24 protein-coding genes are annotated in these 26,354 nt (G+C 37.0%); 13 read left to right on the forward strand and 11 right to left on the reverse strand.

The window, feature by feature from the left end; all coding sequences use genetic code 11:
- The first annotated feature begins 49 nt into the window (after positions 1-49).
- On the forward strand, positions 50-1,072 hold the full coding sequence (gene ruvB / locus CRO54_RS05110; protein WP_097129398.1) for a Holliday junction branch migration DNA helicase RuvB: 1,023 nt from the start codon (positions 50-52) through the stop codon (positions 1,070-1,072).
- Positions 1,073-1,355: 283 nt separating this feature from the next.
- Entirely contained in the window at positions 1,356-2,861 is a 1,506-nt protein-coding gene (locus CRO54_RS05115) for a carbon-nitrogen hydrolase family protein (RefSeq protein ID WP_097129400.1), read from the forward strand.
- A gap of 62 nt (positions 2,862-2,923) precedes the next feature.
- On the opposite strand, the gene CRO54_RS05120 is transcribed toward CRO54_RS05115, so the two are convergent.
- On the reverse strand, positions 2,924-3,145 hold the full coding sequence (locus CRO54_RS05120) for a hypothetical protein (RefSeq protein WP_097129402.1): 222 nt from the start codon (positions 3,143-3,145) through the stop codon (positions 2,924-2,926).
- Positions 3,146-3,256: 111 nt separating this feature from the next.
- Here CRO54_RS05120 and queG point away from each other — a divergent pair, with 111 nt between their 5' ends.
- Together queG and CRO54_RS05130 are read left to right on the forward strand one after the other, a co-directional pair.
- Complete coding sequence (queG, locus tag CRO54_RS05125) at positions 3,257-4,192, forward strand: tRNA epoxyqueuosine(34) reductase QueG (RefSeq protein ID WP_097129404.1); 936 nt, start codon at positions 3,257-3,259, stop codon at positions 4,190-4,192.
- Positions 4,189-5,022 carry a hypothetical protein gene (locus CRO54_RS05130; RefSeq protein WP_097129406.1) on the forward strand — a complete coding sequence of 278 codons (834 nt, stop codon included), beginning with the start codon at positions 4,189-4,191 and terminating at the stop codon, positions 5,020-5,022. Before queG ends, CRO54_RS05130 begins: the two co-directional genes overlap by 4 nt.
- 261 nt (positions 5,023-5,283) lie before the next feature.
- Here CRO54_RS05130 and CRO54_RS05135 read toward each other — a convergent pair whose 3' ends face one another.
- On the reverse strand, positions 5,284-5,886 hold the full coding sequence (locus tag CRO54_RS05135; RefSeq protein ID WP_097129408.1) for a DNA-3-methyladenine glycosylase: 603 nt from the start codon (positions 5,884-5,886) through the stop codon (positions 5,284-5,286).
- A complete protein-coding gene (locus tag CRO54_RS05140) occupies positions 5,879-6,355 on the reverse strand; it encodes a GAF domain-containing protein (RefSeq protein ID WP_097129410.1) in 477 nt (158 codons plus the stop codon). The genes CRO54_RS05135 and CRO54_RS05140 overlap by 8 nt, the downstream gene beginning before the upstream one ends.
- Positions 6,356-6,521: 166 nt before the next feature.
- On the opposite strand from CRO54_RS05140, the gene CRO54_RS05145 reads away from it, so the two are divergent.
- From CRO54_RS05145 to CRO54_RS05165, 5 genes are all read left to right on the forward strand, one after another.
- Positions 6,522-8,690: a S46 family peptidase gene (locus CRO54_RS05145; protein ID WP_097129412.1), complete on the forward strand. Its 2,169-nt coding sequence runs from the start codon at positions 6,522-6,524 to the stop codon at positions 8,688-8,690.
- Positions 8,691-8,856: 166 nt separating this feature from the next.
- Positions 8,857-9,051, forward strand: coding sequence for a hypothetical protein (locus tag CRO54_RS05150; protein WP_338065621.1), 195 nt, complete (start codon positions 8,857-8,859; stop codon positions 9,049-9,051).
- 335 nt (positions 9,052-9,386) lie between these two features.
- The gene (locus CRO54_RS05155; protein ID WP_097129416.1) at positions 9,387-10,601 is read left to right on the forward strand and encodes a TCR/Tet family MFS transporter; all 1,215 of its coding nucleotides are present in this window, start codon (positions 9,387-9,389) and stop codon (positions 10,599-10,601) included.
- Between the two features lie 166 nt (positions 10,602-10,767).
- Positions 10,768-12,924 (forward strand): FUSC family protein, encoded by a 2,157-nt coding sequence (locus CRO54_RS05160; RefSeq protein ID WP_097129418.1) that lies wholly within the window; start codon positions 10,768-10,770, stop codon positions 12,922-12,924.
- A 162-nt stretch (positions 12,925-13,086) separates the two neighbouring features.
- Positions 13,087-13,497: an organic hydroperoxide resistance protein gene (locus tag CRO54_RS05165; RefSeq protein WP_097129420.1), complete on the forward strand. Its 411-nt coding sequence runs from the start codon at positions 13,087-13,089 to the stop codon at positions 13,495-13,497.
- 118 nt (positions 13,498-13,615) lie between these two features.
- On the opposite strand, the gene mgtE is transcribed toward CRO54_RS05165, so the two are convergent.
- Genes mgtE through CRO54_RS05180 form a run of 3 tightly spaced genes read right to left on the reverse strand, consistent with a single transcriptional unit; the run spans position 13,616 to position 16,300 of the window.
- Positions 13,616-14,965, reverse strand: coding sequence for a magnesium transporter (gene mgtE, locus CRO54_RS05170; protein WP_097129422.1), 1,350 nt, complete (start codon positions 14,963-14,965; stop codon positions 13,616-13,618).
- Between the two features lie 19 nt (positions 14,966-14,984).
- Positions 14,985-15,689 carry a DUF3307 domain-containing protein gene (locus tag CRO54_RS05175; RefSeq protein ID WP_097129425.1) on the reverse strand — a complete coding sequence of 235 codons (705 nt, stop codon included), beginning with the start codon at positions 15,687-15,689 and terminating at the stop codon, positions 14,985-14,987.
- Entirely contained in the window at positions 15,689-16,300 is a 612-nt protein-coding gene (locus tag CRO54_RS05180) for a transcriptional regulator (RefSeq protein ID WP_097129427.1), read from the reverse strand. The genes CRO54_RS05175 and CRO54_RS05180 overlap by 1 nt, the downstream gene beginning before the upstream one ends.
- A gap of 128 nt (positions 16,301-16,428) precedes the next feature.
- Here CRO54_RS05180 and CRO54_RS05185 point away from each other — a divergent pair, with 128 nt between their 5' ends.
- The 4 genes from CRO54_RS05185 to pdeM all read left to right on the forward strand — a co-directional run bounded on the left by CRO54_RS05185 (position 16,429) and on the right by pdeM (position 22,352).
- On the forward strand, positions 16,429-17,457 hold the full coding sequence (locus CRO54_RS05185) for a ligase-associated DNA damage response exonuclease (RefSeq protein WP_097129429.1): 1,029 nt from the start codon (positions 16,429-16,431) through the stop codon (positions 17,455-17,457).
- Positions 17,458-19,050 (forward strand): ATP-dependent DNA ligase, encoded by a 1,593-nt coding sequence (locus tag CRO54_RS05190; protein WP_097129432.1) that lies wholly within the window; start codon positions 17,458-17,460, stop codon positions 19,048-19,050.
- Between the two features lie 104 nt (positions 19,051-19,154).
- Complete coding sequence (locus CRO54_RS05195) at positions 19,155-21,605, forward strand: ligase-associated DNA damage response DEXH box helicase (protein ID WP_097129435.1); 2,451 nt, start codon at positions 19,155-19,157, stop codon at positions 21,603-21,605.
- Positions 21,606-21,716: 111 nt separating this feature from the next.
- Positions 21,717-22,352, forward strand: coding sequence for a ligase-associated DNA damage response endonuclease PdeM (gene pdeM / locus CRO54_RS05200; protein WP_097129436.1), 636 nt, complete (start codon positions 21,717-21,719; stop codon positions 22,350-22,352).
- 3 nt (positions 22,353-22,355) lie between these two features.
- Here pdeM and trxA read toward each other — a convergent pair whose 3' ends face one another.
- The 5 genes from trxA to thrS form a co-directional block, all read right to left on the reverse strand.
- Entirely contained in the window at positions 22,356-22,652 is a 297-nt protein-coding gene (trxA, locus tag CRO54_RS05205) for a thioredoxin (protein ID WP_097129439.1), read from the reverse strand.
- Positions 22,653-22,966: 314 nt separating this feature from the next.
- The gene (gene rplT, locus CRO54_RS05210; RefSeq protein WP_097129441.1) at positions 22,967-23,311 is read right to left on the reverse strand and encodes a 50S ribosomal protein L20; all 345 of its coding nucleotides are present in this window, start codon (positions 23,309-23,311) and stop codon (positions 22,967-22,969) included.
- 73 nt (positions 23,312-23,384) lie between these two features.
- Positions 23,385-23,585 (reverse strand): 50S ribosomal protein L35, encoded by a 201-nt coding sequence (gene rpmI, locus CRO54_RS05215; protein WP_097129443.1) that lies wholly within the window; start codon positions 23,583-23,585, stop codon positions 23,385-23,387.
- Between the two features lie 23 nt (positions 23,586-23,608).
- Positions 23,609-24,178, reverse strand: a complete 570-nt coding sequence (gene infC / locus CRO54_RS05220; protein ID WP_097129445.1) for a translation initiation factor IF-3 — start codon at positions 24,176-24,178, stop codon at positions 23,609-23,611.
- A gap of 13 nt (positions 24,179-24,191) precedes the next feature.
- Complete coding sequence (gene thrS / locus CRO54_RS05225; RefSeq protein ID WP_097129447.1) at positions 24,192-26,117, reverse strand: threonine--tRNA ligase; 1,926 nt, start codon at positions 26,115-26,117, stop codon at positions 24,192-24,194.
- Positions 26,118-26,354: the final 237 nt, after the last annotated feature.

Genomic DNA, 26,354 nt, shown 5'->3' on the forward strand with positions numbered 1-26,354 from the left:
TCTATCAACCATGAGCCATTAACTATAAATTATCTGTTATATTTGCTAAATGAACGAAAACCTTGATCCTTCTTCTGAAAACCTTAGTCCAATGGAGCGTGATATTGAAAAAGTATTACGTCCGCAGGAATTTGAAGATTTTACTGGTCAGGATAAGATATTAGAAAATTTAAGGATTTTCGTGAAGGCGGCAAAGCTCCGTGGCGAAGCTTTGGATCATGTTCTTTTACACGGCCCTCCGGGATTAGGAAAAACCACACTTTCGCATATTATTGCGAACGAAATGGGTGTAAATATCAAGGTAACTTCTGGTCCAGTTTTAGACAAGCCTGGTGATTTAGCTGGACTTTTGACTAATCTTGATAGTGGCGATATTCTTTTTATTGATGAAATTCATCGTTTATCGCCTTTGGTAGAAGAATATTTGTATTCTGCCATGGAGGATTTTAAGATTGATATCATGTTGGAAAGTGGACCAAATGCCCGTTCAGTTCAAATTGGTTTAAATCCTTTTACTTTGGTGGGTGCCACTACCCGTTCTGGTTTATTAACTTCACCTTTAAGAGCCCGTTTTGGAATCAATTCTCGCTTAGCTTATTATGACGCCAAACTATTGACAACCATAGTTTTGCGCTCTTCAGCGATATTAAATACCCCAATTAGTGATGAAGGTGCATATGAAATAGCCCGTCGTAGTCGTGGTACGCCTCGTATTGCCAATGCTTTGCTTCGAAGAACCCGAGATTTTGCCCAAATTAAGGGCAATGGAACCATAGATACGGAAATTGCTCGTTACGCTTTATCTGCCTTAAATGTAGATGAACATGGCTTGGATGAAATGGATAATAAAATCTTATTAGCTATTATCGATAAATTCAAAGGTGGACCTGTTGGTTTAAAGACAATTGCCACTGCTGTTGGTGAAGATGATGGAACCATTGAAGAAGTTTACGAACCATTCTTAATTCAAGAAGGATATCTAATGCGTACCGCTCGTGGCCGTGAGGTAACTGAAGCAGCTTACAAACACTTAAATAGAGTTAAATTAGGACAGACTGGGAAATTGTTTTAGGAAGTTTGAACGACCTAAAACCTTATTGCTTTGTTACTTAAACCCGATTGTAGCGGAAAGCTTTTTTGCTGCAATTGCTTTGAAACCTCGTAGGTTTTGAAAACCTACGAGGTTTAGCATTTGAATTCACAAAAAACTTTTAGCAAAAAGCGGGGCTGCAATATCCGAAGCGCAACTACCATTGATTTTCTGAAATTCAAAAACACTCCTGCGGAAGTATGATTTTTTTATTCTATCTTAAACGGGGCTAAACAATAAGTTTGCTTATTTGTTCCTTTAAGATATGAATATAGAATTACGTAAACTTACCATCGACGACTACAACGACCTCAGAGAATCCATGCAACAAGCTTACTTAGACAGCGGAAACGGTGTTTGGAGTAAGGCAAAAATACAGAACCTTTTAAATATTTTTCCTGAGGGACAACTTTGCATTGCTGTAGATGAAAAAGTAGTAGCCTGTTCGCTATCTATCATTGTGGATTACGATATTTTTGGCGATAATCACACTTACGAAAAAATCACTGGAAAGTATTCTTTTTCGACCCATACTCCTTTAGGAAATGTACTTTACGGTATTGAAGTGTTTGTGCATCCAGATTATAGAGGGCTGAGATTGGCCCGGCGTTTATACGAAGCTAGAAAAGAGCTTTGTGAGCTACTCAATTTAGAAAGTATTATTGCTGGAGGAAGAATTCCGGGCTACCATGAATATGCAGATAAATTAAGCCCAAGGCAGTATATTGATAAAGTTAGGACTAAGGAAATTTACGACCCAACATTAAGTTTTCAGATTTCAAATGATTTTCACGTTCGCAAGATTTTAAAAAACTATTTGCCTGGCGATTTAGAATCGAAAGAATATGCCACCTTAATTGAGTGGAACAATATCTATTACCATGATAATGTTTCGCCACGTTCTGCCCAGACTATCAGATTGGGATTGGTACAGTGGCAAATGCGTTTATTTCCGAATATAGATGCTTTTTACGAACAGGTAAAATTCTTTATAGATGCGGTAAGTGGCTATAAATCGGATTTCATTATGTTTCCAGAGTTTTTTAACACGCCTTTATTAGAGCCTTACAATCATCTGCCAGAAAAAGAAGCGATGAAGAAATTGGCGGACAAAACAGAGGAAATTGTACAGAAATTACAAGAATATGCTGTTTCGTATAATGTAAACATCATTGCGGGAAGTATGCCTGTTAAGGAAAATGGCAAGCTTTACAATGCCACTTACCTTTGTCATAGAAATGGTTTAACGGAAGATTATAGAAAAATACACATCACCCCTAACGAGCAAAAATACTATGGAATGAGTGGTGGAGATAAGATTGGCGTTTTTGATACGGATTGTGGCAAAATTGGAATTTTGATTTGCTATGATGTGGAATTTCCGGAGTTAAGCAGAATTTATGCCGACCAAGGAATGCAGATTTTGTTTGTTCCATTTTTAACCGATACGCAAAATGGTTATACCCGTGTTAGACATTGCGCACAAGCCAGAGCGATAGAAAACGAATGTTATGTAGCTATTGCTGGTTGCGTTGGCAACTTACCAAAAGTAAATAACATGGATATTCAATTTGCGCAATCAGCAGTATTTACACCTTCAGATTTTGCATTTCCTACCAATGCAATAAAGGCAGAAACTACTCCGAATACAGAAATGATGCTAGTTGTGGATGTAGATTTACATCTTTTAGATGAGCTGCACCATTTTGGAACAGTGAAAATCTTGAAAGACAGACGGAAGGATTTATATGAAGTAAAGCTGCTAAAATAGCAGCTTTACAATCAAAATATAGATTGTTGGTTTTAATGACTAACGCTCTATGATTAAGTTCTTTATTTCGTTACGTTATTTCTAAAGAAGATAAACCAAACAATTAATAGTATAACTACCACTATTGGTATTATCCACTTCATTGCCTGCCCTGCGCCCTTATTATCTGGTTCGTTAACGGTTGGTGCTGGAGCTGGATTTTCTTGGTGTGCTTCGTAATCTGTTTCTACGTTTGTAGTGACATGTTTATTTTGTTCGTCTATATTTCCTGAGTTATTTTCCATAATACGAGATTTAAATTTAGTATACTACACAATAACTTTAACTGTGTTTGTATTCCTAACAAATAAAGGAGTTAAAAGGTTTTTTAGTAAAAGTTTATCTTTGTGCAGAAAATGTTTAACCAAGCCTCTAAATACAGCCAGATGATTAAGCAAGAAGCCTTGCGTTTAGGTTTCATGAGCTGTGGTATTGCTAAGGCTGATTTTTTGGAAGAAGAAGCTCCTAGGTTAGAAAACTGGTTAGAAGCGAATCATCACGGTGAGATGGCTTACATGGAAAACTATTTCGATAAACGACTTGATCCTAGGATTTTGGTAGAGGGTTCTAAATCGATAGTTTCATTGACACTGAATTATTTTACAGAAGAAAAGCAAATAGACATCAATGCCCCCAAGATTTCTAAATATGCCTATGGAATGGATTATCATTCGGTAATCAAAGACAAACTCCAAGAACTAATGGCGTTTATTCGTGAGGAAATTGGTGAAGTAGATGGACGTTGCTTTGTAGACTCTGCGCCGGTAATGGATAAAGCTTGGGCGCAAAAAGCTGGATTAGGTTGGCGTGGTAAAAATTCAAATTTAATTAGCAAACAAGCAGGTTCTTTCTTTTTTTTAGCAGAGCTGATTATTGATTTGGAACTGGAATACGATAATCCCTTTCCTACAGACCATTGTGGTTCTTGCACCCGCTGCATTGACGCCTGTCCTACTGACGCTATTATCGCTCCTTATACTGTAGATGGTAGTAGATGTATCTCGTATTTAACAATAGAACTTAAGAATGAAATTCCAGCAGAATTTAAAGGCAAAATGGACAATTGGATGTTTGGATGTGATGTTTGTCAAGATGTTTGCCCGTGGAATAGATTTTCCACCGTACACCAAGAGGAAAATTTTACACCTAAGGAAGATTTACTCGGCTTAAGTAAAAGTGACTTGATAGAGATGACTGATGAGGTTTTTAAACGAGTATTCAAGAACTCTCCCGTAAAACGTACCAAATACAATGGGTTAAAAAGAAATATCGATTTTTTACAAGAGCCATGAAAAAGCTATTTTACCTCTTATTGTTATTAGCTAGCATAAACTCGCATGCGCAAGAACTTAAATTAAAAAAACGTCAATTAGAATCGATGACTGGAAGTGAGTTTGCCAGATCTATTTCTGATACAAGCTTAAGTCTTGAAGATAGGGAAAAGCTCATTTACACTGAGATAAAAAATGGAAATGTTCCTGATTTTTTAAGGAAATTAAGTATTGTACAAGTTGAAAAGATAATCAACACAAAAAACTATGTATTAACTATTTATACAACACCTGATTATTTAGTGATAGGAAATGATGATGATTTTTTCTATCTGTCCATCACCCCTATTTTAGCTCAAAAAATTGCCAGCTTGACAAATGCTATTCTACCAACAAAAGCTATTGTGGATGAAATTTATAACAATGCAAAAATAAAATTGGAACCCCAACCAATTCCACCAAGTAAAGCAATGACAACGGTACCCGTTTTTATCACTCATAATGGCATTATCTTAAAACAGCTTGAAGCCTTTAAAGCGAGACATCAACAATCTGAATTGACTGCTGGAAATAAAAAGGACATCATTATTTCTAACAAAATTTTTGGCCAACCAACACCGAGAGTAGTTATTTACGGATGGCATAAGTTAGATGGCAAAGCTATTCAACCTGTTTACAATAAACACACTAATACTTGGGCCGATTATAGTCATGGAGTAAGATTGGTTAGTGAAAAAGCAGTTTTGAATGGAAAAAAGGTAAAATTGACAGATCTATTAAAAGATTCAAATCTTTGTGAATTATTAAGTGACGAAGGGATAATTTTGAAATCGAAATATCCTTTAAACTAAATTTCATCTTCACTGCGGTACATTATTTACTACGAAAACCATTTTATGTGGGCACATCTTTTGTAGCTGCTATTGAAAAGGTCGTCATTCCCACGTGGGCGGAAATCTTAAAGCTATTCTTGGAATTGCTTATCATTACGATTCCCGCCCATGCGGGAATGACGCTATGAATGGATTTGTTTAAATCGGGACGACAGTACTATGCATTTTCATGGAAACAGCTAAACTAATATGAACTAAGGTATCTAAGGTGTTAAAAAATTACGAATTAGGTTTACTCACAAATTTATTTCCTTTCAAATAAAACCTAAATGGCCATAGTGCATGTTCCTGAGCATAAGCAACGCCAATTCTAGTTGTGGCAACAATTTCATTATCTGTATAAGCATTCCCATCTTCAATCCAGATTTCGTTTGCTGAAAGGTCCTTTGCATTGAGCTGTTTATCTATACCTAAGGCTTGTGATAGCGCTCCAGGACCCGCAGTAATACGCGGTACTAGCTTCTCCATCTTTCTACGCTTAAGCATTACTTCAATTCCAGTAGTTGGTTCAATTGCTCTAATTAATACTGCTTGTGGATTCCCTTCTTTGCCACTCACTACGTTTAACAAATGATGGATGCCATAACATAGATACACGTAAGTTACACCACCACGTAGAAACATAGTAGCTGTTCTATTGGTATTTCTTCCTCCATAAGCATGGCAAGCTTTATCCACTACACCATCATAAGCTTCAGTTTCGGTAATGATACCACCTGTGAATTTGCCGTCAACATAAGTAAATAGTAATTTGCCAAGTAACTGCTTAGCCATACTTACAACATCCTCTTGTTGATAAAACTCTTGCGATAATTTAGGCATTTATCAATCTGATAATTTCATTTAGATATCTATCATCAACTTCATCAAAATGAGATAGATATTCGCTATCTACATCTAACACTCCGATAATTTTCCCATCGATATAGACTGGCAAAACGATTTCAGATTTTGAAGCAGAGGCACAGGCTATATGACCAGGGAATTCATCAACATTAGGGACAACTAACGTTTTTTCTTGTTCCCAAGATGAGCCACAAACTCCTTTTCCTTTTTTAATCCTCGTACATGCTACCGGACCTTGAAATGGCCCTAAAACCAATTCATCATTTTTTATTAGATAAAAGCCAACCCAAAACCAATTGAACTGCTCTTTTAGTGCTGCGCTTATATTAGCGAGATTAGCTATCAAATCCTGCTCGCCATCTATTAATGCCTTAATTTGAGGAATGATTGATATATACTTTTCTTCTTTTGAAGCTTCTTTTAAAATTGATAAATCTTCTGCCATAGCGTAAAGTTAAAAGTAATAAGTTAAAAGTAGTAAGTTGAACCAAGCGCAAATCTAAACCTTACAACAATTTTACCTAATCCACATTTCAGAACTATTCCACAATCATCGGCTAGTTAAAACAATTTACTTAGTTTTGAACGATTAGAACTTAACTAACAACACAATGAACAAGAAAATCTTATCAATTACTTTACTCCTAACGGGCGGTTTGGGCCTTTTGGGATATAAATTTCGTGAAGAAGGAATGTTTCCTTTGAGTGAAATCCATAAAGTAGACTTAAAAAAGGCAGGCTTAAAAATTGAGCCTAATGAAGTATATAATCCCAATGGAATCAGCTTGGTAGATGCATTAGTTAATGTAGGTGGTTGTACTGGTTCTTTCGTTTCTGATGAAGGATTAATCATCACCAATCATCACTGCGCTTTTAGTGCCGTGCAATTGGCAAGTACACCAGAAAATGACTATTTGAATAACGGATTTGTAGCTAGAACACGTGAACAAGAAATTGAAGCAAAAGGATTAACTTGTCGTATTACAGAAAGTTATGAAGATGTATCCGACAAAATACTTGGCTCTGTATCCAACGTTGAAAATCCAGCTACTCGCTTACAGATGATCAACAACATGATGAAAAACATAGCAGCCGAAGCAGAGCAAAAAGATCCTAGCATCAAAGCGGAAGTTTCAGAAATGTTTATCGGCAAAACATATGTGTTATTCAGATACAAAACCATTCAGGATGTGAGATTGGTATATGTACCAAACCGTCAAATTGGAGAATTTGGTGGAGAAACTGACAACTGGGTTTGGCCTCGTCATACTGGCGATTATTCGTTTATGAGAGCTTACGTAGGCAAAGACGGAAAACCAGCTAAATACAGCAAAGACAACGTTCCATTTAAACCTAAAAAGTCGTTAAAAGTAAACGCTAGCGGTACCAACGAAGAAGATTTCGTATTTATCCTTGGTTATCCAGGTAGAACTTTCCGTCATCGCCCTGCTCAATTTATTGATTACCAAGCGAAATACGTATTACCATATACTTCAGATTTGTTCGATTTCCAAAACGCAACTATGGAAGCTATCGGCAAAAAAGACAAGGCTACCGAACTTAAATTGGCTACTCGTATTAAGCGCAATGCAAATGTGATGAAGAACTACAGAGGTAAGCTAGCCGGTATCAAAGGAATTGATTTGGTTGCTCAAAAACAACAAGAAGATGCTGCTCTAGCCGAATTCATCAATGGAAACGTAGAAGTCAAAGCACAGTATGGAAATCTAATGGCCAATATCGACCAACTGTACAAGCTGATTAACAGTGATGCGAACAGAGATTTATGGTTTAGCCAAATCTATAATTCAACTAGCTTGGTAAATGTAGCTAAAAACATCAATATCTTTAAAAGTAACTTGAACCAGCAGCCTGCGGCACAAAAACAAGTTTATTTCGAAAACAATGTTGGTAAACTGAAGCAAGTTCTTGGCAATATATACGACGCTTATCACATTGATGCTGATAGACGTATCTTTAAGCGTATGCTAATGGATGCTGTAGCTTTTACGCCAAATCAAAGGGTTATCGCTGTAGCTAAAATCATTAATCGTGGTAGCAACAACGAAGCGATGATAGATGAATACATTAATGACACTTTTGGCTTATCTAAGTTGAAAGATCAAAACTACGTATCCAACAATTTACTGAAATCTCCAAAATCAATCAGCGACTACAACGACGGGTTGTTGCTATTGGAAACAGACATCTCTCGTCAGATTAACGAAATTAAGCCCGAGAAAGACCGCAGAGATGGTATATTGAACAAATTGATGGGCGACTACGTAAACATCAAGGAGAAGTTCTTAAAAAAGGGATTTGTGCCAGATGCAAATAGCACATTAAGGCTAACCTATGGATATGTGCGTGGTTACTCTCCTGCCGATGCCACTTATATGTCACCTTACACCACGGTAAAAGGAATTATTGAAAAAGGTACTTCCGGTAATCCAGACTTCTACTATCCGAACATCATTAAGGAATTATGGAACAAGAAGGATTTCGGCTCATTTGCCAAAAAGGAACTGAACGATGTACCTGTTGCATTTCTTTATAACATGGATACTACAGGCGGAAATTCGGGCTCGCCAATTATGAATGCTAACGGCGAATTAATAGGCGTGAACTTCGACAGAGCTTATGGTGCCACCATCAATGATTATGCTTGGAATGAAAGCTATAGTCGCTCAATTGGAGTAGACATTAGATACGTACTTTGGGCGGCTTCAAAAATTGACAAAGCAGACTTTTTACTGAAAGAAATGGGCGTAAAATTCTAGCCTAAATTAAAGCATGAGTAGCGTTCAAAACTGGCAAATTTTCATCATTAGAAATGGCTACGAATTGAACGCTACCAATGCTAAACTTATGAACATAAATTGAACTAAAAAAATGAGAATTATAGCAGAACTTCCGCACCCTCAATGTAAGATTAGCATCTTTAGTATGAACCAAAAATTCATCGTAAAATTTGAACAAGGACCATACGAACAGAGCTACAAAATTTCAGAATTAGATCTTACTGGCGGAGGCGTTAACGAGGTGTTTCAAATCATTGACGAAGAATTTATTGAGACAGTAATTGAACGTTTTAAAACTATGAGAACTGACTTTATAGTCGCATACCAGAAACAGCAATAACCCATTCAAAACAACATCACAACACATTGATATACAGCATACAAAACATCATAACAGAATTTTATTTTGCATTTTAACAAATTTTCATGCTGTAAAAATGATTTGAGTAAAGCTTTAATTAAGATGAATATAAAAATAACTACTGATTTACAGAAGTTTAAAATAACAAACAAAATTAAATTCCGAACGTATTTTTAACCAAATAAATGGGAGGTTTTCAATTTTAAGTACAAAATCAACTTCTTCTTACCGAATACAGCTTAACCATATCAAGGCAGTAGCTAAAAGCAGTAAATCATAAATTATATTACCTTTGCACACCAACAAAACACAACATGGCGAACAACAGAAATGCAGGTGTATTTTTTATCTTAGTCACTATCCTATTCGACTGCATTGGTTTCGGAATTATCATTCCAATTATGCCAGCTTTAATTAAAGAACTTACTGGAGCAACACTTAGTGAAGCTTCAGAATATGGTGGTTTTTTATTGACCGTTTATTCGTTAATGATGTTCGTCTGCTCTCCTATTTTAGGTGCACTTAGTGATAAAATGGGACGTCGTCCAGTGCTGCTAATTTCACTCTTCGGAATGGCTATTGATTACTTCTTTTTATCATTTGCACATACCATTACTTTGCTGTTTATCGGACGCATTATCGCTGGTCTTTGCGGAGCTAGTATCACTACGGCTTCGGCCTATATTGCCGATGTAAGCACTCCCGAAAAACGAGCTCAAAACTTCGGTTTAATCGGTGCGGCTTTTGGTTTAGGTTTTATCATCGGCCCAGTAATTGGCGGTGTTTTTAGTCAGTTCGGAACCAGAGTACCTTTTATGATTGCAGGCGGCTTGTCGCTCATCAATTGGTTATATGGCTACTTCATTTTACCAGAATCACTAAAGAAGGAAAACAGAAGAGCATTTGATTGGAAGCGAGCAAATCCGATAGGTGCATTGATGCAAATTAAACGCTACCCTTCGCTGCTTGGGCTTTTGATAGCTTTACTAATCCTATATATTGCAGCTCAATCTACACAAACAGTCTGGTCGTTCTACACGCAAGAAAAATTCGGATGGAATGAAACCTGGATTGGCTACTCTTTAGGATTTGTTGGCGTAACAGTAGCCATAGTTCAGGGAGGCTTAATTCGGATAATCATTCCGAGATTGGGTCAGAAGAAATCCATTATGTTTGGACTTTGCTTGTATGTTATTGGTTTTGTACTTTTCTCTTTCGCCTCCAAAGGATGGATGATGTTTGCCATTATTGTACCTTATGCCCTAGCTGGAATTACAGGTCCCGCCATCCAAGGGATTATCTCGACACAAGTAAAGCCAGACGAACAAGGTGAGCTGCAAGGAATCATGACCAGCTTCATGAGTTTAGCAAGCATTATTGGTCCATTAATGATGTCGTCGCTTTTTGCCCATTTTACAAATCATAATAATGATAGCATTTACTTCCCAGGAGCTCCATTTATGATGGGTGCTGTGCTTACGTGTATTTCAATTGTGATTTGCTATCAAACACTAAAGAAGCATCACTAATTTGAAAAGAACATACAGAGCTAGGAAAAACACTTAAAACAAGTCTTATTAAAACTTTAGCATCGACTATTTTCCTGTAACCAACATTAACGCAATAAATTCATAAAAACGACTATTTCCCGCCATTTTTCAAATCAAATCAACTTAAATAGTGTTAGATTTGTATATGCTTCAAAGGCCAATTAGAGATACACAAGATTTTTTACTGAGCAACTATTTTGCGGAAGGTCTTCGTATTACTTTTGGGGTACTTTGCCCCTCTCTAATTATGGCGCATTTCGGTATGCTCCAATTTGGCATGACTTTATCTCTAGGAGCACTGTGTGTTAGCATAGTAGATTCTCCTGGACCAATACATCATCGCAGAAATGCCATGTTTGTAACTACTGCCTTACTTTTCTTAGTATCTATCATCGTTGGGTTAACCAACAAAAGTGATATTTTCATCGGTATCTTATTGGTTGCATTCAGCTTCATTTTTTCTATGCTCTTTTTGTATGGAGCTAGAGCTGCTTCTATAGGCACATCGGTACTACTTGTCATGATTTTAAGTATTGATGATGTACGTCCGTGGAAAGAAGTAATTTTCTACAGCATGCTAGTGCTGCTTGGCGGTATTTGGTACACCTCATTAAGCTATATTATTTACCGACTACGCCCTTATCGATTAGCTCAACAAACTTTAAGTGACTCTATACATGAAATAGCTGATTTCTTACGAGCAAAAGCTAAATTTTATTCGCAATACACCAATTACGAAAAGAATTACGCTGATTTATTACAACTACAGGTAGATGTACATCAAAAACAGGACGAAGTTCGTGAGGTACTTTTCAAAACGAGAGAAATTGTAAGAGAATCTACGCCGCAAGGCAGGTTCTTGCTTATTGTTTTTACAGACACTGTAGATTTGTTTGAGCAGGTAATGTCTACATATTACAACTACAAGCAACTTCACGAACAATTTGACTCTGTTGGCATTTTGTCTCATTACGAAGAAGCCATCAATAAAATCGCCGATTCCTTAGATGACATTGCATTTTCTTTAAAAAGCGGTGGCACGCCTACTCTTGCAGGTAATCTGGAAAATGATTTAGCCAAATTACGTCAAGAAATAAGCGATTTAGAACAGAATAAAAGCGAAAAATATAACACCTTAGGCATTATTGCACTTAGAAATATTGAGGTAAACATTGAAAATATAGTTGGTAGAATAAAAACCATCAACAAGTACTTTAACAAGAACGAGCAGAGTAAAATTAAAAAGGGAGATGTTGACGTAGGTAAATTTGTGACTTCCCAAGAAATCAATGTAAAGCTACTGATTAACAACCTCACTTTCAGTTCATCTACATTTAGACACTCTGTTAGAGTTGCTATTGTAATGTTTATCGGATTTGTAGTAGCCAAAAGCTTAGATTTCGCCCATAGTTATTGGATTTTGCTGACTATTTTGGTGATTTCGAAACCAGGCTTTAGTCTTACGAAAGAACGAAATTATCATCGTATCATAGGGACAGTTGCTGGAGCATTTATCGGAATGGGCGTACTTCATTATGTTCACGATAAGAATACGCTTTTTGTCATCCTTATCTTATTCATGATTGCAGGATATAGTTTTCAGCGTAAAAACTATGTGGTAAGTGTACTTTTCATGACACCCTACATCCTCATCATGTTCGATTTTTTGGGGATGGGTACAATGTCTATTGCTAAAGAAAGGATTTACGACACTTTAATAGGTTCTGGCATTGCATTAATGGCTAGCTATTCTCTTTTCCCTAATTGGGAGCACGAAAAAGTAAAAGAGGCAATGACGGATATGATCAAATCTAATCAGTGGTATTTTACAGAAGTAACCAAGCTGTATTTTGAAAAAGGATTTGATTTAACTAACTACAAATTAGCGAGAAAGGAAGTTTATGTAAAGACTTCCAACCTAGCTTCGATGTTCCAAAGAATGTTTTCTGAGCCCAAAAGCAAACAGGTACACATTAAAGAGTTGCATCAGTTCACAGTACTAAACCACTTACTCTCCTCCTACATTGCTAGTCTATCTTTATACATTAAAGAGCATCATTTCGTTTGTGTAAACTATCAGGATATTAAACCGATTGCCGATAACACAATCTACTTATTGGAGAATGCGGAAGAGAATTTACGCAAAGACACTACAGTGGCAAGTAACGTGCCTTTGATCAGAAGAAAAAATGCTGCGGGCATTCCACTATCTGATACGGATATCGTTATCGAAGAACAATTTGACTTGATACAGAAAGTGTCGTATGATATTTTCAAACTGACTGAAAAAATTAAAATCTAACAAAAAACTCGTCATTGCTAGGCACGAAGCAATCCTAAAGCATGTTTATTCATTAGTTAAAGTTTCAGATTGCTTCATGCCTAGCAATGACGAGATGGACTAATATCTTATACACCAAACTAAAACCATCATTCAGTTGTTGCTCTTAAAAACTGAAATATTATGGAAAAAGTATATACAGCCTCTGTTACTGTCATCGGCGGTAGAGATGGTCACGCAAAATCAAGCGACGGAATATTTGAAACAGATTTAAGAAAACCAAAAGAAATGGGCGGACAAGGTGGTGCTCCAAATCCAGAACAACTGTTTGCTACAGCATGGGGCTCTTGTTATTTAGGTGCACTGCAATCTGTAGCCGACCCTGAAGGAGTTGATGCCAGCAATGCCAACGTGAATGTTCATGTATCCTTCAATAAAAATGGAAAAGGTTTTGCACTTTCGGCAGATTTAGATGTTCACATTCCTGATATCAGTATTGAAGAAGCACAATCTTTAGCAGATAAAGCAAATGCGGTTTGCCCGTATTCTAACGCTACAAAAGGAAATGTAGAAACTAGAGTTACGGCAGTTTAGTCCTATCTCGTCATTTCGACAAAGTATGAGGAGAAATCTAGCATTCTATTAATCAGTTGTTAGATTTCTCACTTTGTTGCGCTTCGTATCGAAATGACGTACTATTAATGAGCTATTATCACAACAACAACTTACTCGCCAATCCTAGTAATAAAAAGAATCCGAAAACATCGGTAAATGTAGTAATGATAATGGAAGAAGCAATTGCAGGGTCAATCCCTATGCGTTTAAGCATCAATGGTATAGCAGAACCGGTAATTCCAGCAACAATTAAATTTCCTGTCATCGCTAAAAATATAACCAAGCCAAGCATCAAATTAGCATCAAAGAAATAGGCCACTACTAACACAATTAATCCTGTAGCTGCACCATTGATCATTCCAACAGTAAACTCTTTTAATACTGCTCTATAAGCTTGTTTGTCTGTTAAATCGAATAACGAAATACGCCTAACAGTAACAGCTAATGCTTGTGTAGCTGCATTCCCACCCATACCAGCAATAATGGTCATATAAGCAGATAAAACATCTAACCTGTCTAAAGTTTCATTGAAATACCTAATTACAGAAGAAGCTAAAAATGCAGTTCCCAAGTTGATAATTAACCAAGGCAAACGAGATTTCACCGCATCAATCCAATTACCGGCGAGTTCCTCATCTTCAGAAACCCCCGATATTTTCAAGATATCTTCAGTATTCTCATCTTCCATTACATCCATCACATCATCAAAAGTAACTCGCCCCAGTAATTTCAAATGTCCATCAACTACCGGAATACTAGTTAAGTTATATTGAGAAAGCAATTTAGCCACTTCTTCTTGGTCGGTATCAGCTTTCACATAAACTGCATCAGCATTTACCATATCGCTAATCTTTACATTGCCTTTTGCTTTAATAATGTCTTTTAAGGAAACTATCCCTTTAAAACAACCTTCATCATCTACTACGAAAACCGTATAAAACTCCTCAATTTCTTCGCTCTGTCTAATAATTTCATCAATCGCATCTTTCTTAGTCAAATTAATATTGACCTTAATCATTTGCGAATTCATCAAACCACCCGCAGTTTCTTCGTGGTAGCTTAATAAATTCCTGATACTTGCGGCATCCTGCGCACTTAGGTCTTCCAGAATCTCTTGCTGTTCTTCCTCATCCAGTTGCGAAATGATATCCGTAGCATCGTCATAATCCAGTTCCTCTACAATTTCCGTACGTTTATCTGGGTGCAATTGTATCAAGAGCTCTTCAGGATGCGACTCTTCGCTCATCTCGGCAATCACTTCTGAAGCTTTCTCTATTTCCAACAAATTGATGATGCGCTGCCTATCTTCTGAGTTGATGTTCTCAAAAAGTATAGCAATTTCCGAAGCATGATATTCCGCCAGAGTCTCTGCCAATAGTTGGTCATCGCCCTCTATCGCTTTCCTTAATTTTGAAAGGTCTGTTTTATCTAATTCAAATGATTGCATGTAAACCTGTAATTAAAAATTAGATATGGATATAAGTGACACCTAATGACACTGCCACGGCAATACCAAAACTCAACAAAGTACCGATCAGAACGTATTCTGTAAGCTTCAATTCGTTACCCTCTTTTAAATCGCCAAACCTAAAAATAGATTTTGCAGCCAAAAGAAAACCAACAGCTTCTAAATGATTAGTAAGTATAAAAATATAAATCAGTAGTCTTTCTAAAATACCAATAAATTTACCTGCATTTTGTAGCGAAATTGAACTTCTACTAGGAATAAATCGAGTAATAACCACTTTAATAATAATTGCCGTAGGCGATGTCAACAACAATCCGCCAAAAACATACAGCCAAACCTTTGGATTTTGAACGAAGCCGAAATCGATACTCGCTCCCTCATAAAAACTTAACCAGCAAATTATAATTACTGCTATATGTAATGCTTGGTCGGCAAAAAACCATACCTTTTTAGTGTTTGCTTTCTGGAATAATAATTTAGCAGCATCTATCATATAATGGCTTACGCCGATAATCAAAGCCTGTTTCCAAACATCAAATGAAAGAAAAACAATAAAAACCAATGCTATATGTAAAGCTATATGCAGATAAAGTTTACCAGACCTTAGCTTTATTCTTTCCTTTTCAACAACCCATTTATCTGGTTGAAGGAAAAAATCACCAAGTATATGCGCCAAAAGCAGTTTAATTAGTGCTATTTCCATTATTTAAAGATTTTACCGACCAACAATCTATATTTTTTCTCTAGCTCCATTATCTCCGAAAAATGGGCTCTCTTCAGCGCTTCGCTAATAGAAGATTGACTTCTACCCGAAATTTTCGCAATCTTATCTTGGTTTTCATTTTGGTTTTCGATGGTTTGTTTCACTACTTCAGAAGCAATTGGGCTCCAGTTATCCATCGCAATTAATGCCAACTTGAAGTACAAATTCATATCTTCATCAAACTTAGCTGATGGACTTTTTATTGCAAGATTTACCTTATTACTCTTTAAACCATCAAAACCCTCTCCCGAGTTCACATAAGCCTCTCCGTTAGCTTCAGTTACTTTATCTGTAGCCACTTTAGCTTTTTTTCCTAAACCAATACTTAATCTAACATCAGCACCCTTAATGGTCTTCATACACGCCTTAATATATACCGAAGTAAGAAAAGCTCGCTGTGATGGTAATTCAATTTGAAAACTATCGCCCCTAAAAATTTCCCATTTGGTATTTTTTTGTGGCAAAGCCGATAAAGCTTCCTTTAAAGTCTCTATCCAAAGGGATGGTAGTTCTCTCGAATTGACAATATCTCCTGTAATTACTGCAATCATAAATCTAATATCGGCAAAAAAGCCGATAAATCAAATTATCGGCTAATTACCCGATAATTAAGAATATCGGCTAAATACCCGATAATTATTTTTAAAACTATAGTTTACTATAAGCGTTATTAAAACAAATGGCTTTAATACAATTTACAAATAAGGGAATTTACTGTAAACAAGGCGATTTCTACATCGACCCTTGGAGGCCTGTAGATAAAGCTGTGATTACCCATGGACATGCAGACCATGCTAAATGGGGCAATAATAGCTATTTATGCCATACCTTAACTAAACCTATTTTAGAAGAAAGATATGGCTTGTACGATAATGTAGAAACGTTGCCTTACAACGAACAAATCGATATCAATGGTGTAAAATTAAGCATGTTTCCCGCAGGGCATGTGATTGGTTCAGCTCAAATTAGATTAGAGTACAAAGGAGAAATAGTAGTAGTTTCTGGCGATTATAAAACAGAATACGACGGCATCAGCACTGCTTTTGAACCTGTAAAATGCCATACTTTTGTTTCCGAAAGTACCTTTGGCTTACCTATTTACAAATGGCAACCTCAACAATTAATTTTTGATAGTATTGATAGTTGGATTGCAGATAATCACGCCAAAAATAAAACCAGTGTACTAGTTGCTTATAGCTTAGGAAAAGCACAAAGGTTAATTCACAATTTAAAAGCAGATTATCCTATTTATGTACATAGAACCATTGCAGCGTTAAATGCAGCTTTTCAAAGTGCTGGCGTTGAATTACCCGCTACTGTACAAATCAATCCGGATATTAAAAAAGAAGAACTACAAAAAGGTATTGTAATTGTACCGCCAGCATTAGCCGACAGTAAATGGATTAAAAGCCTAACTAACCCTGCAACAGGTATCTGTAGCGGTTGGATGGCTGTGAGAGCTGGCAGAAGATGGCGCAGTGCCGATGCTGGCTTCGCATTAAGTGACCATGCAGATTGGCCAGGTCTTCTAGATGCCATTAAAGCTACTGACGCTGAAAAAGTGATGGTAACTCACGGCAGTACGGCAATTTTTAGTAGATACTTAAATGAGATTGGTATTGAAGCAGAAGAAGTTAAAACACAATACGGTGACGAAGAAGCAGAGGAAAGCATAGAAAAAGTAGAAGAAACTCAAATTACAAAATAGATGAAGCGTTTCGCACAGTTAATACAGGAGTTAGAATTAAGCAACAAAACCAATGACAAAATTGCGGCATTGGTAACTTATTTTAGCGAAGCTGAAGACCGAGACAAGCCTTATGTAATTGCAATGTTTACAGGCAAGCGCCCAAAGCGGCCCATTACCACTACCTTCATTAAACAATGGGCAATTGAACTTACAGATTTGCCAGAGTGGCTATTCACCGAGAGCTACCACAGTGTTGGAGATTTGAGTGAAACGATAGCTTTGGTGCTTCCTCCAGCTACGCATACTGTAGAAAAACCTTTACACCAATGGATTGGCGAGCTTGCACAGTTGCATGGCAAAACCGATGAAGAAAAGAAGGATTATATCCTGACTTCATGGGACAGTTTAGCCACACAAGAGCGCTTCATTTTCAACAAACTGATTTCTGGAAACTTTAGGATTGGCGTATCCAATAAAATGTTAGTGAATGCCATTGCTAAGCAAAGTGAGCAAGAAGCCAATAAAATTATGCACAGCATTATGGGTAAATGGCAGCCCAACGAAATCACCTACGAGGAATTAACTGCTGGCGCCCATGTAAATACCGATAACTCATGGCCATATCCTTTTTGCTTAGCTTATGCCATAGATACCGAACCTGAAAATTTAGGAGATACTACTGCTTGGCAAGCTGAATGGAAGTGGGACGGAATTCGCGGGCAAATTGTAAAACGTAATGGAGAATTATTCATTTGGAGCCGCGGCGAAGAACTGGTGACTGACCAATTTCCAGAGTTACATTTTCTAAAAGATGAACTGCCAGACGGCACTGTATTAGATGGAGAAATACTTGCAGTAAAAGACGGAAATGTGCTTTCATTTAGCACCTTACAGCAAAGATTAAATAGAAAGACCATCAATAAAAGCCAGTTAGAAAATGCACCTATTGGTTTCTTCACTTATGACTTATTAGAACTTAAAGGAACAGATGTGAGAACCGAACCTTTATCAAAAAGAAGACAATGGCTAGAAGAAATTATCGAGAATTTGACCACTAAAGACATTGCCATTTTATCGCCAGTAATTGAATATAAGGATTGGCAAGAACTGGCAGCGATTAGAGAAACAGCCAGGGAGATTAACAGCGAAGGAATAATGTTGAAGAATGTAAACTCTATTTTTCATGCTGGCAGAAAACGTGGCGATTGGTGGAAATGGAAAATCAATCCTTACACGGTAGATACAGTGATGATTTACGCACAAAAAGGTAGCGGACGAAGAGCTAATTTCTACACGGATTATACCTTTGCTGTTCGTGATGGCGAAAAACTAATTACCATCGCAAAGGCTTATTCTGGCTTAACAGATAAAGAAATTAAGGAAGTGAATAGCTTCGTTAACAAAAATGCCATTGAGAAATTTGGTCCGGTACGTACAGTAAAGCCAGAGCTAGTTTTCGAAATTGCATTTGAGGGCATTGCCGAAAGCAAAAGACATAAAGCAGGTTTGGCCTTACGTTTTCCACGTATTTCCCGTTGGCGAAAAGATAAAAAAGCAGATGAAATTAATACACTGGATGATTTAAGGGCGCTGATTTCAGTTGTAGAGTAACCAACATAAGTCGTCATTGCGAGGAAAAATGACGAAGCAATCTTAAAGTGAGATATATTAAAAGATTGCTTCGTGCCTCGAAATGACGAAAAACAATAAAAACCATGCAAAAAACTAAAGGCTACAAACAAATCATCTCTTGGCTAAAAGCCGATAAGAAAAAGCCTTTTGATTTTCAAAAAGAAACATGGCAACATTATCTTGATGGTTACAGTGGTTTGGTAAACGCTCCCACTGGTTTCGGTAAAACATTTTCGGTTTTTTTAGCAGTAGTAATTGAAGGACTAAATCAACCGAAACCAGTTAAAGGCTTACAACTGATTTGGATTACTCCTCTCCGCTCCTTGGCAAAAGATATTGCCAGAGCAATGCGGGAAGTTTTATTAGAAATTGGGTTAGATTGGCATGTTGGCGTACGTAATGGAGATACTTCGCAGGCAGAAAAACTACAGCAAAAGAAAGCAATGCCAGAAATTCTGCTGATTACTCCCGAAAGTTTACATCTACTACTCGCTCAAAAAGGTTCAACAAGTATATTTAAAAACTTAAATTGTATCGTAGCGGATGAATGGCATGAACTTTTAGGAAGTAAGCGAGGTGTGTTGGTAGAATTGGCGCTGTCTAGAATTAAAGGATTGCAAAAAGCTAACGGCAATCAAATCCTGAGAGTTTGGGGCATATCTGCAACTATTGGCAACATCCAAGAAGCATTAGATGTCATTGTTCCAGAAACTGACGCTAAAAAAATCATTGTAAAAGCAAAACTGGAAAAGAAAATTGAAATCAAAACCATTTTGCCCGAAAAGATTGAAACACTACCATGGGCTGGACATTTGGGTTTAAAACTAGCACACAAGCTTATTCCCATCATTGAGAAAAGCAAAACCACACTCATCTTTATCAATACCCGTGGTCAATCAGAAATTTGGTATCAGCACCTGCTGGATATTGAACCAGATTTAGCAGGCAGAATAGCCATTCATCATGGCTCTATAGATTTTGAGCTAAGAAATTGGATTGAAGACAGTTTGCACAGTGGTTTGCTAAAAGCAGTAATTGCTACTTCATCTTTAGATTTAGGGGTCGATTTTAAGCCTGTAGACACTGTCGTGCAGATTGGTTCGCCAAAAGGTGTAGCTCGATTTTTACAGCGTGCCGGTCGTTCAGGACATTCACCAAATGAAATCTCCAAAATCTACTTCTTACCTACGCATGCTTTAGAAATTGTAGAAGCCGCTGCTATAAAAGAGGCCGCCAGAGAAAATAACATCGAAAGTAGAGAACCATTCGTGATGGTCTTCGATACGCTAATTCAATACCTTGTTACCTTAGCAGTAGGCGATGGCTTCGATGACAAAATTATCTATCAGGAAATTATCCAAACCAATGCTTTTAAAGAATTGCTTCCTGAAGAATGGGCTTGGGCAATGCAATTCATCACCTCTGGTGGAGATAGCTTAACTGCTTACAACGAGTTTAAAAAAGTAGTGAAAGATGACGACGGCTTATGGAAGGTGAAAAGCAGACAAATCGCCATGCGCCACCGACTTCATATTGGAACCATTGTAAGCGATGCCATGTTAAAAGTAAAGTTTCTAAGTGGCGGTTATATTGGTATGGTCGAAGAATATTTTGTATCTAAAATTAAAGCTGGCGATAGTTTTATTCTCGCTGGAAGAGTTTTAGAATTTGTACAAATTAAAGACATGACGGTAATTGTTCGTCGCAGTAAACAAAAAAAGGCCATGTCACCTAGTTGGTTGGGCGGCAGATTACCACTTTCTTCGAATTTAGGAGCGGTACTTCGAAAAAAATACAACGAAGTATTGGATAAAAAACATCAAGATGAAGAACTTGATACTGTTTATCCGTTATTTCTAATTCAGCAAGAACGTTCTCATGTACCTAGAAATGACGAATTGCTGATTGAAATGATTAACAATCGCGAAGGGTTTCATTTATTTGCTTATCCATTTGAAGGAAGATTAGTGCATGAAATTTTGGGTGCTTTAGTCGCTTACCGATTAAGTAAGTTGGTACCAATCACTTTTTCTATTGCGATGAATGATTACGGCTTTGAACTATTAAGTGATACTGAAATACCTATGGATGACGCAATTGCTTATGAAGTTTTTTCTCCCGTAAATTTAGCTGAAGACATCACTTTAAGCATCAACTCTACGGAAATGGCCAGAAGAAAATTTAGAGATATTGCCTGTATTTCCGGACTAGTTTTCCAAGGTTATCCAGGAAAGTATGTAAAGAATAAGCATTTGCAATCTAGCGCTGGCTTATTTTTCAACGTATTTAATGATTTCGATAAGCACAATCTTTTACTAAGACAATCTTACGAGGAGGTTTTTTATCAGCAATTAGAAGAACCAAGGTTAGCCGCTGCTTTACATCGTATTCAGAATAGTAATATCGTCATCACTTATCCTAAGCGCTTTACACCTCTATCATTTCCAATCAAAGTGGATAGCTTGCGTGCAAATATGAGTTCCGAAGAATTGGAACAACGCATTGAGCGGATGAAAAAGGAAGTTTTTAAATGATATCAAAATACATCATTTTAAAATTAAGCAATTAAGACATATTGAGTTCGTAACAAAAATCTTAATTCCACTTAACTTCTTAATGTTTTGTATTCTGTGTAAATTTGCAACGTGAAAATCGAAATCAGAGGAGAAGAAATTATTTTAGATAAAGAACGTGCCATTTTCCTACCAAATGAAAAATTACTAGCTATTAGCGATTTACATTTAGGAAAAGCCGCTCATTTCCGAAAAGCTGGTTTGGCAGTTCCAAATAGTATTTCACAAAGTGATTTAAGCAGACTTTCAGTATTACTACACCAATATCAACCTACAACGTTACTCATCAATGGCGATATGTTCCATAGCGATTACAATACTGAGATTGATGAATTCGCGAAATGGAGGCAAGAATTTAACGACATCGAGTTCATCTTGGTAAAAGGAAATCACGATAGGCAAAAAAAAGAAATCTACGAAAATCTAGCCATCGAAATTTATGAGCCTAATTACGAAACTAACAATTTCTGTTTCATACACGACGTTGCGCATTGCAAATCAGAATTGTATGCCATTAGTGGTCACATTCATCCTGGCATAAGCATATACAATAAGGCAAAGCAGCGCTTAAAATTTCCGTGCTTTTATTTTGGCGAAGATTATTCAATTCTCCCAGCTTTTAGTGCTTTTACAGGATTACAATTAGTGAAACCAAAAATGCCAGACCAAGTTTTTGCGATTACGCCATCTAAGGTGATAAAACTTTAGGTATTATGAATGCATCTCGATCAACTGTTTTAATTGAGGAGCAGGCACTGCACCACTTTGTCGCCAAACTGCTTTTCCCTTTTTAAATAAAATGAAGGTTGGCACACCTTGTACATTAAAGGCACTGGCAGCAGCTTGGTTTTTATCTACATCAACTTTTATAATTGCAGCCTTATCTCCTATCTGACTTTTCAACTCCGTTAATATCGGAGCCATCGTTTTACAAGGCGCACACCACTCAGCAAAAAAATCTACCAAAACTGGTTTATCACCATTTATCAATTCTGTGAACTTAGACATAATATACTTTCTTTTAAAAAAGGAACAAGCCAATTAGAAAATGGTTTTTACAACATTTGATTAACAAACTTTCTCGTCATTGCGAGGCACGAAGCAATCTTACAAGCCAAGTAACCTCTAAACAATTACTTATTTGGCATATGTTGAAATAAATTTAGGGTGACGAAGACTGTATAATATAATCCGTCATGCTGAATTTATTTCAGCATCAGTTTAAAAGGTAACTAAGATTGCTTCGTGCTTCGCAATGACGAGGATCTATATAAAAAAAGGGAGCAATTTTCATCGCTCCCTTTTCTTAATATTTCAGTATCTTATTTTACTGCATCAATAACAGCTTTAAAAGCATCTTTATTGTTCATCGCTAAATCAGCTAAAACTTTACGGTTTAAACCGATGTTCTTTGCAGCTAATTTACCAATAAGTTGAGAGTAAGATACGCCGTACTCGCGAGCACCAGCGTTGATACGTTGAATCCATAAAGCACGGAATTCTCTTTTCTTAGCTTTACGGTCACGGTATGCATATTGCAAACCTTTTTCAACCGTGTTTTTAGCAATGGTAAAAACCTTGCTTCTTGATCCCCAATAGCCTTTGGCCATATTTAGGACTTTTTTCCTTCTGCGTCTAGCAGCTACTACGTTTACCGAACGAGGCATAATGTGTTGTGTTTTGATAAGCGGTGTTGCATTTTACTGCAATCTTGGAACCGAGTATCGGGTTAAAAATTAATTACTTACCGATGCAAAGCATACGTTTAACGTTGCCCATGTCAGCATCATTTACCATGCTAGTGGTGGTTAAGTTACGCTTACGTTTAGTACTCTTTTTTGTTAAGATGTGACTTTTGTAGGCGTTCTTTCTTGCAATTTTACCTGTTCCAGTAAGCGAAAAACGCTTTTTAGCACTGGAATTGGTTTTCATTTTTGGCATAACCTGTTAATTTATATAATTTATTACTTTTTTGCTGCTTTAGGTGCTAATGTTAAAAACATACGCTTACCTTCTAATTTAGGTAAAAGTTCTACTTTACCTATTTCTTCCAACGCTTGAGCAAACTTTAACAATAAGATTTCACCTTGTTCTTTGTAAACAATAGCTCTACCTTTAAAGTGTACATAAGCTCTTACTTTTTCGCCTGCTTCCAAGAAACCAACAGCATGTTTCAATTTGAATTGAAAATCGTGGTCATTGGTGTTAGGTCCGAAACGGATTTCTTTAATAACCGTTTGCTTAGCATTAGCTTTAATTTCCTTCTGCTTTTTCTTTTGCTCATACATGAACTTACTATAGTCCATAATACGACAAACAGGTGGGTTAGCGTTTGGAGAAATCTCAACTAAATCAAGTTCAAGCTCCTCAGCAAAAGCCAATGCCTTTGATAGCGGATAAATACCTTGTTCTACATTATCCCCAGACAGCCTAACTTCTTGTGCACGAATATGCTCGTTAATATTATGTTCTGCTTCTTTTTTCTTAAAAGGTGGACGTGGTCCCCTGTTAAATCCTGGTCTTCCTAATGCCAAATGCTTTCCTTGTTTAAACTGTTATTTCTTTATTAATTAATTCACTAAACTCTGCCAAAGTCATGCTTCCCAAATCTCCTTCGCCATGTTTACGAACAGAAACTTTTCCTTCTTCCATTTCCTTTTCGCCGATTATCAGCATATAAGGCAACTTTTTAACTTCAGCATCCCTAATTTTCCTTCCGATTTTCTCATCACGAAAGTCAATTAGACCGCGAATATCGGAATTATTTAGTTCTTCTGAAACTTTTTTTGCATATTCTTCATACTTTTCTGAAATAGGAAGAATGATATACTGTTCAGGAGAAAGCCATAATGGGAAGTTTCCACCGCAGTGTTCGATAAGTACGGCCACAAAACGTTCTAAAGAACCAAATGGTGCACGGTGAATCATCACTGGGCGGTGCTTTTGGTTATCACTACCAGTATATTCCAATTCGAAACGCTCAGGTAAATTATAATCTACCTGAATTGTACCTAATTGCCATTTTCTACCCAGCGCATCACGTACCATAAAGTCTAACTTAGGCCCATAAAAAGCAGCTTCACCATATTCTACTACAGTTGGCAAGCCTTTTTCTTCTGCAGCTTCAATAATCGCAGTTTCGGCTAGTTTCCAATTTTCATCAGAACCGATATACTTAGTTTTGTTTTCTGGATCACGTAATGAAACCTGAGCGATATAGTTATCAAAACCTAAAGACTTAAATACGTGAAGTACCAAATCGATCACTTTTTTAAACTCGTCTTTTACTTGGTCTGGGCGACAAAATAAATGCGCATCATCTTGAGTGAAGCCACGTACACGAGTTAAACCGTGTAACTCGCCACTTTGCTCGTAACGATAAACTGTACCAAATTCCGCAAAGCGAACTGGTAAATCTTTGTACGAACGAGGTTTAAATTTATATAATTCACAGTGGTGTGGGCAGTTCATCGGTTTTAGGAAGAACTCCTCTCCTTCTTGTGGTGTTTTTATCGGCTGAAAAGCATCCTTACCATATTTCTCATAGTGACCAGAAGTGATATACAAATTCTTGTGACCAATATGCGGGGTAATTACTTGCTCGTAACCAGATTTTTGTTGCGCTTTAGTTAAAAATTGCACCAAACGTTCACGCAAAGCAGTTCCCTTTGGTAACCACATTGGTAAGCCCATTCCTACTTTTTCTGAGAAAGTGAAAAGTTCTAATTCTTTACCCAATTTACGGTGGTCACGTTTTTTAGCCTCTTCAATCATGTGAAGATACTCTGTTAACTCACTTGCCTTAGGAAAAGTAACACCGTAAATACGTGTTAACTGTTTTTTAGTTTCATCGCCTCTCCAGTACGCACCAGCAACGTTCATCAATTTTATTGCTTTGATTACGCCAGTATTGGGAATGTGTGGACCGCGACATAAATCTGTAAAACTGCCTTGGGTATAGAAAGTAATTTTTCCATCCTCTAAACCTTCTAACAAATCTAATTTGTACTCGTCGCCTTTTTCTGTGAAATATTTTATAGCATCAGCTTTGCTAACACTAGTACGTTGGAAAACTTCCTTTTGCTTAGCCAGCTCCAACATTTTATCTTCGATTTTTTTGAAATCATCAGATGAAAATTCTACTTCTCCGAAATCTACATCATAGTAGAAGCCAGTTTCGATAGCTGGACCGATACCAAATTTAGTTCCTGGATAAAGCGCTTCTAAAGCTTCTGCCATTAAGTGGGCAGATGAATGCCAGAAAGTTGATTTTCCTGCGGTATCGTTCCAAGTCAATAATTTAACTGCAGAATCAGCTTCGATTGGACGTGTACTGTCCCAAACTTCTCCGTTTACTTCTGCTGCTAAAACGTTTCTTGCTAGGCCTTCTGATATTGACAAGGCAATTTGATGGGCACTTACGCCCTGTTCATACTGACGTACTGAGCCGTCAGGTAATGTAATGTTAATCATCTACAACTATGATTTAGAGTTTATAAAATTGTTATGCAAAATCACTTACGTGTGTGATTTTATTTTGTGCAAAGATAGGGTTTTCCTTTCTATTTTTAAACTTTCGGCCCGCAGATTTCGGTGATGTTTCCGCAGATTTTTGCAGTACGGAAAAAATAAATATCTTTTTATATCTGCGTTTCCAATCTGTTAAAATCAGCGGGCATTCTTTTAAAAGTATTATATTCAAATAACCTA

This window comes from Pedobacter xixiisoli, from assembly GCF_900215335.1.
GTDB lineage: Bacteria > Bacteroidota > Bacteroidia > Sphingobacteriales > Sphingobacteriaceae > Pedobacter > Pedobacter xixiisoli.